This is a genomic window from Streptomyces sp. P5F9, from assembly GCF_057961495.1.
In genome coordinates this window covers 1-6,065 of sequence record NZ_JBXVPZ010000539.1, presented here as the reverse complement: position 1 = coordinate 6,065, position 6,065 = coordinate 1, and the positions used below count along the sequence as shown (strand labels likewise).

Annotated in this window: 5 protein-coding genes and 1 pseudogene; 1 reads left to right on the top strand and 5 read right to left on the bottom strand. The window is 69.2% G+C overall.

Annotated elements, in window-relative coordinates; genetic code table 11:
• The 4 genes and pseudogenes from AC31A1_RS44910 to AC31A1_RS44895 all read right to left on the bottom strand — a co-directional run.
• Window positions 1-203 (bottom strand): annotated as a pseudogene (locus tag AC31A1_RS44910) (ABC transporter permease); the annotation flags it as partial.
• A gap of 5 nt (window positions 204-208) precedes the next feature.
• Window positions 209-1,222 carry a sugar ABC transporter substrate-binding protein gene (locus AC31A1_RS44905; RefSeq protein ID WP_393760965.1) on the bottom strand — a complete coding sequence of 338 codons (1,014 nt, stop codon included), beginning with the start codon at window positions 1,220-1,222 and terminating at the stop codon, window positions 209-211.
• A gap of 279 nt (window positions 1,223-1,501) precedes the next feature.
• Window positions 1,502-2,350, bottom strand: coding sequence for a sugar phosphate isomerase/epimerase family protein (locus AC31A1_RS44900; protein ID WP_489658843.1), 849 nt, complete (start codon window positions 2,348-2,350; stop codon window positions 1,502-1,504).
• Window positions 2,351-2,491: 141 nt separating this feature from the next.
• Window positions 2,492-3,379: a sugar phosphate isomerase/epimerase family protein gene (locus tag AC31A1_RS44895; RefSeq protein ID WP_489658842.1), complete on the bottom strand. Its 888-nt coding sequence runs from the start codon at window positions 3,377-3,379 to the stop codon at window positions 2,492-2,494.
• A 418-nt stretch (window positions 3,380-3,797) separates the two neighbouring features.
• Between AC31A1_RS44895 and AC31A1_RS44890 the strand changes: the two genes are divergently transcribed.
• Window positions 3,798-4,370, top strand: coding sequence for an O-methyltransferase (locus AC31A1_RS44890; RefSeq protein WP_489658841.1), 573 nt, complete (start codon window positions 3,798-3,800; stop codon window positions 4,368-4,370).
• A 387-nt stretch (window positions 4,371-4,757) separates the two neighbouring features.
• Here AC31A1_RS44890 and AC31A1_RS44885 read toward each other — a convergent pair whose 3' ends face one another.
• Window positions 4,758-5,984, bottom strand: coding sequence for a cysteine desulfurase-like protein (locus AC31A1_RS44885; protein ID WP_489658844.1), 1,227 nt, complete (start codon window positions 5,982-5,984; stop codon window positions 4,758-4,760).
• Window positions 5,985-6,065: the final 81 nt, after the last annotated feature.

The following is a 6,065-nucleotide window of genomic DNA, read 5'->3' as shown; positions in this document are numbered from 1 at the left end:
TTCGCCATCGACGCGCTGTCCCGCACCGGCGGAGCAGCGACCAGGAAGAACACGTACACCGCGGCCGCACCGAGGAAGACACCCACCTCAGGACGCGCCAACAACCGTAGCGCCAGGGGCCGTTCAGAGGTCCGGCCGTCCGTCTGCGGGACCGGCGGAGCCGGCGACGGGGAGCCCGTCGCCGGTGCCGTGACCTGGGTCATGGGCGTCACCTCGTTCCCTTGGCGGCGAACTCGGCGACCTTGGCGACGTTCGTCTTGTCGACGAAGGCCGGGCCGGTCAGCACGGGGGCCTGGCCGCCGCCGCTGTAGTTGCCGTTCGTCTTGTAGAGCCACAGCGAGTCGACGGCCAAGTAGCCCTGGAGGTAGGGCTGCTGGTCGATGGCCCACTGGATCTTGCCGGCCTTGATGGCGCCGACCGCGTCCTTGTTGAGGTCGAACGTGGCGAGCTTGGCCTTGCTGCCCGCGTCGGCGATGGACTGGATGGCGGTCATCGCGAACGGGGCGCCGAGCGTCGTCACGTAGTCGATGGTCTTGTCCTGCGTGAGCTTGGCGGTGATCGTCGACTTCACCGACGGCATGTCCGTGCCGTTGACGTAGAGGATGTCGGTCTTGCCGGTGAACGTCTTCTTCACGCCGGCACAGCGGGCCTCCAGGGCCACCTGCCCCTGTTCCATGATCACGCAGATGGTGTGCTTGGCGCCGGCCGCGTTGAGCTTGCGGCCGAATGCCTCGCCCGCGATGCTCTCGTCCTGGCCGAAGTATTCGAGCAGACCCTGCTTCTTCCAGTCCTGCACACCGGTGTTGAAGCCGACGACGGGGATGCCGGCCTGCTCGGCCTTGGCGACGACGCCCTTCATGGCGTCGGGCTTGGCGAGCGTGACCGCGATGCCGTCGACCTTCTGGTCGATCGCGTTCTGCACCAGGTTCGACTGGTTGGGGCCGTTGGGGTCGGACGAGTAGACCAGCTTGACGTTGTCCTTGGCGGCGGCGGCCTGGGCACCCTTGCGGATCGTGTCCCAGAAGGTGTCACCGGGCGCCGCGTGCGTGATCATCGCGACCGTCATACGGGGAGTGGTGGCCTTGCCGGCCGAGACGCCGGAGGTGTCCTCCGTGGACTGCTTGCCTCCGGAGCTGCTGGAGCAGCCGGCCACAAGGAGTGCGGCGGCTGCGGCCGCCGCGACGACGGGGACGATTCTGCGGGGGTGGGATGTACGGTCCATCTTCCGGCACCTCACTGTGCTGCGGGGGAAACGGAGAAGCGGCTGGCCGAGCGAAGGCTGCGGATCACATGCCGTTAACACGCCTGTTGCTTATGACGAGATAGAACCGTCATGACACCCCGGGGTCAACGCTTGTAATGACATCATTTATCCATCACGACAAGATGTCTGAACAATTTCTTGACGGCCGCTGAAACGTGTCCCGTACACCGAAATGGAAATAAAAACAGGGGCGGAGGGAACGACCGTGGTTTCGCTCCCGCCACCCCTGTGGCCCTTTTAGTTCACGAGTGCCGCAGCACTCCGATATGCCACCGCCGCGGCCTCCCGCACCGGCAGCGCGCGGTGCGCGTCGGAGAGGATCTCCACGCCCCAAGGGCCTCGGAAACCGGCCGTACGGAGTGCGGCGACAATGCCCGGCAGGTCGAACGAGCCCTCTCCGCACAGGCGACGGCGGTGGACGGTGTCCTCGAAGAGCGTGCCGACGACCTGGCTGTCGGCGTCGTTCAGCTCCACGCCGACGATCCGCGCACCCGGCACGTCCGCCAGCTCGGCCGGTGGGGTGTGGGCGCGCTCGACGTGCCAGACGTCGATGATGAGGCCCCCCGCCGGATGACCCGCGGCCTCGACGAGCCGTAGGCCGTCGTGCACGGTCCTGAGGTTGGACCAGGGCAGCGGTTCGACCCCGAGCCGGGCGCCCACCCCGTCGGCCTGCGCGGCCAGTACGGCGAACTCCTTGGCCCAGACGTCGAGTTCCCAGGGTTCGTCCGCCACGTCGGGGCCGATCTTGAATGTGCGGGCACCGAGCGCCTCGATGGCTCTCAGCATGCCGACCCGGACGGTGTCCGACGCGGCCCGCCGGGGTCCGTCGGTCCACCAGTCGGTCAGCAGCTCCAACTCGACATGGCTGATCCCGTTGTCCTCGAAGAGGGACCGGATCCCGGCGATCCCGTACTCGCGCTCGGCCTCCACCAGGTCCGTGTACAGCAGTCCGAAGGCGGTGAATCCGGCGTCGCGCGCCGCCTCCACCCGGTCCCGCAGATTCAGCGGACTGCGCTGGTCCGCCTCGTCGGGAGCCGCGTCGCCCGCCGTGGTCCAGCACGTGGCCAGAAATTGGTCAGCGGTCATTTCTGTTTCCTGGATCCCTCATGTTCGGATTCCTAGAGTTCACAAAGGCACGGCGCCCGATCGCTCCGGCATTCTGAGATGGGCCCCGCACATCGGTCAATCCCTCGGAACACATCAAAAGCACATCAGCCCCGAATACGGTTACGCGACACCGCTCAGCACCGAGCGCAGATACTCGGCGCTGGCCCACACGTCCTCGACCGGGCCCTTCGCCTTGGGCTCCTCGGTGAGGATGGTGTCCTGTTCGAGGACGTACCAGCCGTCGTAGCCGCGAGCGCCGAGGTGGGTGACGATGGCCTGGACGTCCACGTCCCCGGCACCGAGCGGGCGGTACATGCCCTTGCGCACGGCGTCGGTGTAGCTGAGCTGTCCGTCCTGGACCTTGGCGGCGAGGGAGGCGTCCACGTCCTTCATGTGGGTGTGGGCGATGCGCTCGGGGGCCTGCCGGGTGAGCTCGGCCGGGTCGGTGCCGCCGATGAGGAGGTGGCCGGTGTCCAGGCAGAGGGAGATCGCCGAGTGCTCCAGGACGCGCCGGACCTCGTCGCCGTTCTCGATCATCGTGCCGACGTGCGGGTGCAGGACGGCGCGGACACCGCGTTCGGCGGCCAGCGAGGCGAGCCGGTCGAGGTTCGACAGCAGCAACTTCCAGCCGTCGGCGTCGAGTTCGGGGCGGGAGTCGTAGCCGTCCTGGCCGGTGACGGCCGACAGGACCAGCACCTCCGCCTTCGAGGCGTCGTAGCCCGCCAGAAGCTGTTCGGCCTCGGGCAGCGGGTCGTGGCCGGGCACGTGCAGCAGCAGCGGGGTGAAGCCGCCGACCGCGTGCAGGTCGTGGTCGGCGAGGGTGCGGGCCATGGCGCCCGGCTCGGCGGGCAGGAACCCCTCGGGACCGAACTCGGTGGCGGCCAGGCCGACCTCGCGCATCTCGTTCAGCACCCGCTGGGGCGTCAACTGGTAGCCCCAGCCGGGGACTTCGCACACACCCCAGGAGATGGGGGCACCGGCGATCCTGTTTTGGGGGGAGGTGGTCATGCTGTGGCCTTTCTGAGATTCCGGTCGGGGTGGGACGAGGAGCGGGAACCACGTCGGGATGAGCGGGCAGCGGCTGATGGCAGGCTGAACGGGGCACAGGCGCGCGTCACCGTCCCGAAGGCGGTGGCGAGGTGCGGGGTCGTGGCGAGACCGACCACCGCCGGGTCCGCCGCAGGCTCCATCGCCCTCTCCCTCCAGAAACCGTCATGGCCGACCACGAGCGCGCTGATCAGTCGGTCGCCGGGCCGTTCACATGGGCGTAACGGTAGGTGCGGCGCAGGGCATTGTTGAAGAGGTGAAAACCATCATTAATCCTTCATTGGGCACGTCTTTTTCCCTCATCCGTACTTGACGGGTGGCAGCTGTCGACGGATAGCTTCACGTCCGCACTGAGGCGAGTCCGTACTGAAGGGAGTCCGTGCTCATGGCAGAGCGGGCCGTTCCGTCCCGGGTGGTGGCCGCGGGGCGTGTCGCCTCCGAGCTGGGCTTCCCGTTGAGCTGTATCCCCGAGGTGGGCAGGCTGCTCAAGCTGGCCGCCGCCTCGAAACCGCACGGGGTCGTCGCGGAGAGCGGCACCGGCACGGGCGTGGGTGCCGCCTGGCTGCACAGCGGGCTCGGCGCCGATGCCCGTCTGGTCACCGTCGAGCGTGACGAGGAGCTGGCGCGTCGGGCGGCCGGTGTCTTCGCGGACGACGACCGCGTCACCGTCCTCACCGGGGACTGGCGGCTGCTGGAACGGCACGCCCCCTTCGACGTCTTCTTCTGCGACGGCGGCGGAAAACGCGAGGACCCCGAGCGGGTCGTCGGCCTCCTCGCCCCTGGTGGCCTCCTTGTCCTGGACGACTTCACCCCGTCACCCCACTGGCCGCCACGTCACGGCGCCGAGGTCGACGAACTGCGCCTGTTCTACCTCACACACCCGGCCCTCGACGCGACCGAAGTACTCACCACACCGTCCACCTCAGCGGTGGTCGCCGCACGCCGCCTCTGAGACCCGCCCCGCAAAGGTGGATGCACCAGCGCTGCCTTCCCCCTCCTCCCAGACCCCACGTTGGTCGGCATGGACAAGAACCGGCTGAGCGAGTTCCTGCGGGCCCTCGTCGATCCACCACAGCCGGACACCCCGGCCCTGGTCTACGGCCGCCATCTCGACCTGCCGGGCCGTCAAGGTGAGGACGACTCCTGTTGGGCCGGGCCGCGACATCACCACCGCCAAGCTCGACTCCCTCACGACCGCTTTCGCCAGCTGGCGGGAGGTCACCGTCGGCGCGGGCTCCCGCCCCGGAACGCGATGCCCGGGGCCGACTGACGACCAACTGGCCCGCACACCAGGGCAGTTAAGACACTCCTCTTCCGCCGCCGTCATGGGCCCCGAGTCTCACTGGGACGCCCGCTTCAGGAACAGTTCCAGTCCGGTGAGGAGCCGTTCGACGTCCTCGACGCTGGTGTAGGGCGCGAGGCCGATCCGCAGGCCGCCGGCGTCGCCCAGGCCGAGCCGGCGGGAGGCCTCGATGGCGTAGAAGGAGCCGGAGGGCGCGTACACGTCCCGTTCCGCCAGGAAACGGGAGGCGTCCTGCGTGCCCTGCGCGCCGAAGGCTTCGTCCAGGGTCAGGAGCACCGTGGGCGTCCGGTCGGCCGCCTTCGAGTGGACGGTGATCCCGTCCAGGGCGGCGAGCCCCTGGTCGATGCGCGTGCGCAGGCCTTCCTCGTGCCGGTGGAGCGCGGCGAGGCTCGCGGCCAGGCGCTCGCGCCGACTGCCGCCGGCGTCCGTGTCGAGCCCGGCCAGAACGTCGACGGCGGCACTCGTACCCGCCAGCAACTCGTAGGGCAGGGTGCCGAGTTCGAAGCGTTCCGGAACCGCGTCGGAGGACGGCAGGAGCTTGTCCGGCCGCAGGGTTTCCAGCAGTTCGGGCCGAGCGGCGAGGACGCCGTGATGAGGGCCGAGGAACTTGTAGGGCGAGCACACGAAGAAGTCCGCGCCGAGTTCGCCGATGTCGACGAGGGCGTGCGCGGTGTAGTGGACCCCATCGACGTAGACCAGGGCCCCCACCCCATGACCCAGCCGGGACATCTCGGTGATCGCGGGCCGGGTGCCGATCAGGTTGGAGGCGGCGGTGACGGCGACCAGCCGGGTGCGGTCGGACAGGGCGGCGCGGAGGTGGTCCAGGGTGAGTTCGCCGGTCGCGGGGTCGAAGTCCGCCCAGCGGATGGTGGCGCCGGCCCGCTCGGCGGCCTGGATCCAGGGGCGGACGTTGGCATCGTGGTCGAGGCGGGTGACGACGACCTCGTCCCCGGGCGACCAGGTCGCGGCGAGGGTGCGGGAGAAGTCGTAGGTGAGCTGGGTGGCACTACGGCCGAAGACGATCCCCGAGGCCTGCGCCCCCAGAAGATCGGCCATGGCCTCACGCGCCCCGGTGACGATGGCATCGGCATTGCGCTCCCCCGCGGTCACCTGGCCACGGTTCGACAGCGGGTTCGCCAACGCCCGGCTGATGGCCTCGATGACCGGCCCCGGCGTCTGTGTACCGCCAGGCCCGTCGAAGTGGGCGGGCCCACCGCTCAGGGCGGGAAACAGGGCGCGCAGGGCGGAGATGTCGTAGACCACGGAAGTGAGCTCCTGTCGATACCGTGTGTGGGCCTCGGGGCCCCGGGTGTCCACAACGATCATCGGACATCGGCGGGGTTC

What these genes read in the sequence shown, in the direction of transcription:
- AC31A1_RS44905 (WP_393760965.1), bottom strand. Translation starts at nt 1,222, where the DNA reads ATGGACCGTACATCCCACCCCCGCAGAATCGTCCCCGTCGTCGCGGCG.
- AC31A1_RS44900 (WP_489658843.1), bottom strand. Translation starts at nt 2,350, where the DNA reads ATGACCGCTGACCAATTTCTGGCCACGTGCTGGACCACGGCGGGCGAC.
- AC31A1_RS44895 (WP_489658842.1), bottom strand. Translation starts at nt 3,379, where the DNA reads ATGACCACCTCCCCCCAAAACAGGATCGCCGGTGCCCCCATCTCCTGG.